Origin of the sequence: Polaromonas sp., assembly GCF_036676035.1 — a bacterium.
Taxonomy (GTDB): domain Bacteria; phylum Pseudomonadota; class Gammaproteobacteria; order Burkholderiales; family Burkholderiaceae_C; genus Polaromonas.
Genome location: NZ_JAKFDR010000134.1, coordinates 1 through 2,131, shown reverse-complemented (window position 1 = coordinate 2,131; position 2,131 = coordinate 1). Strand labels below are relative to the sequence as shown.

The window sequence follows — 2,131 nt, the reverse complement described above, 5'->3', positions numbered from 1 at the left end:
ATTGGGCGAGGGCGGGCAGGTCTGTGGTGATGGCGGACATGAGGCGAGAGAAACCGGAGCTGAGGTGCGTATAATTCTGCCAGACATCGGAGCCCGAAGACGCATGCCGCAGACGAAAGATGATTTACCCGACGCGCTGTACCGCGCCGCGCAGGTGCTCGAACTCGACGCACGGCTGATTGCCGCCGGGACGCCGGGCTTCGAATTGATGCAGCGCGCCGCCCGCGCCACCTGGCGCGCACTGCTGCGCAAATGGCCAGCAGTGAATGAACTGACGGTGCTCGCCGGGCACGGCAACAATGCCGGTGACGGTTATCTGGTGGCCGCACTGGCGCTGCGGGCAGGTTGGACCGTGCGCGTACTGGCAGTCGGCGATCCGCAGCGTTTGCAGGGTGATGCCGCACTGGCCCGTGCCGAATCCATAGCTGCTGGCGTTGCGGTGCAGAGCTGGCAGGCAGAGAACGAGCTGCGCGGTGCCGTTCTCGATGCCCTGCTCGGCACGGGTCTCAGTGGCGAAGTGCGTGAGCCGTACGCCGCTGCCATCGCCGCCATCAATGCCAGCGGTTTACCGGTGGTGGCCGTCGATATTCCCTCCGGGCTGTGCGCCGACACCGGTCGGGAACTGGGCGTCGCGGTGCGTGCCGATCTGACGGTGACATTCATCGGCATGAAGGTCGGGCTGTTGACCGGCGACGCAGCGGATCATATCGGTGAACTGGTCTTCAACGATCTGCAAGCCACCGATGACATTTTCAGTGACATTCCTGTCTGCGCTCGACGCCTCAGCGCCGCTAATCTTCCGGCAATTGCGCCGCGCGCGCCGACTTCGCACAAGGGCCGCTTTGGCCATGTGCTGTTGATCGGCGGCGATCATGGTTTCGGCGGGGCGATTCTGCTCAGCACTGAAACGGCGTTGCGCAGCGGCGCGGGCATGGTGTCGCTGGCGACCCGTCCCGAGCATGTGCCGGCAGCGCTCACTCGCGTGCCGGAAGCCATGGCCCTCGGCACCTCGTCTGCCAATCAACTGATGGGCCTGCTGGAAAAGGTTTCGGTATTGGTCGTCGGACCGGGCCTTGGCCAGGCAAGCTGGGGCCGCGCCTTGTTGTCGGCAGCCGCCAATGCGTCGGTACCGCAGGTTTGGGACGCCGACGCGTTGAACCTGTTGGCCGGCGGTTTTGTCCAGTTGCCCAGGGATTGCGTGATCACCCCGCATCCGGGCGAGGCGGCGCGCCTGCTCGGTATCAGTACTGGCGAAGTACAGGCCGATCGTCCGGCCGCCGCATTGGCGTTGAGCAAAAAGTATTCAGCGGTAGTGGTTCTGAAAGGCGCCGGTAGTTTGATCGCGCATCCCGATGGGCGTCTGGCCCTGTGTCATCAAGGCCATCCGGCAATGGCCACGGGCGGGCTCGGTGATGTGCTGGCCGGTCTGACCGGCGCATTGCTGGCGCAAGGCATGGACGCGTTCGACGCTGCAAGCCTGGCCGTCTGGCTGCACGCCAATGCCGGCCTGCAACAAGGCAAATTCGGCCGTGGGCTGGCGGCCAGTGATCTGATTCCAGCCATTCGTCAGTTGTTGGAGGAGCATGCACCGTGTCTGAAGTAACCCTGTACCTGGCCGATGAACAGGCCATGAGCGACTTTGGCGCACGGATCGCCCGCGTGACCCAGGGCCATGGCCTGATTTTTCTCGAAGGCAATCTGGGCATGGGCAAAACCACCCTGTCGCGGGGCATCATTCGCGGGCTGGGTCATGTCGGCGCGGTAAAAAGTCCGACCTTCACTTTGGTTGAACCCTACGAGATCGGTGACATCCGCGCCTTCCACTTCGACCTGTATCGCTTGGTCGATCCGGAGGAGCTGGAGTTTCTCGGCATCCGCGACTACTTCGAAGACGACGCGATGTGCCTGATCGAATGGCCCGATAAAGGTGCAGGCTTTTTGCCAAAGCCTGACCTGACCATTACCATTGGCCCGCAAGACAGCGGGCGTTCGCTGAAAATTTTAGCCGAGGGCTCGCGTGGCGAGGCCTGGTGTGCCGCTTTGGCATTGGAATCCAATTAAATGATGGGGTTTGGTATGCGCTTTCGCGCGTTGGTGGCTGCCGCTGGACTGATGTTGATGGCAGTAACCG

2 protein-coding genes are annotated in these 2,131 nt (G+C 62.9%); both read left to right on the top strand.

Annotated elements, in window-relative coordinates; translation table 11 throughout:
• On the top strand, positions 1 to 1,603 hold a 1,603-nt coding region (locus V6M61_RS20945; protein WP_332778542.1), incomplete at its 5' end, for an NAD(P)H-hydrate dehydratase.
• Entirely contained in the window at positions 1,591 to 2,061 is a 471-nt protein-coding gene (gene tsaE, locus V6M61_RS20940; RefSeq protein ID WP_042607801.1) for a tRNA (adenosine(37)-N6)-threonylcarbamoyltransferase complex ATPase subunit type 1 TsaE, read from the top strand. The genes V6M61_RS20945 and tsaE, both read left to right, overlap by 13 nt.
• Positions 2,062 to 2,131: the final 70 nt, after the last annotated feature.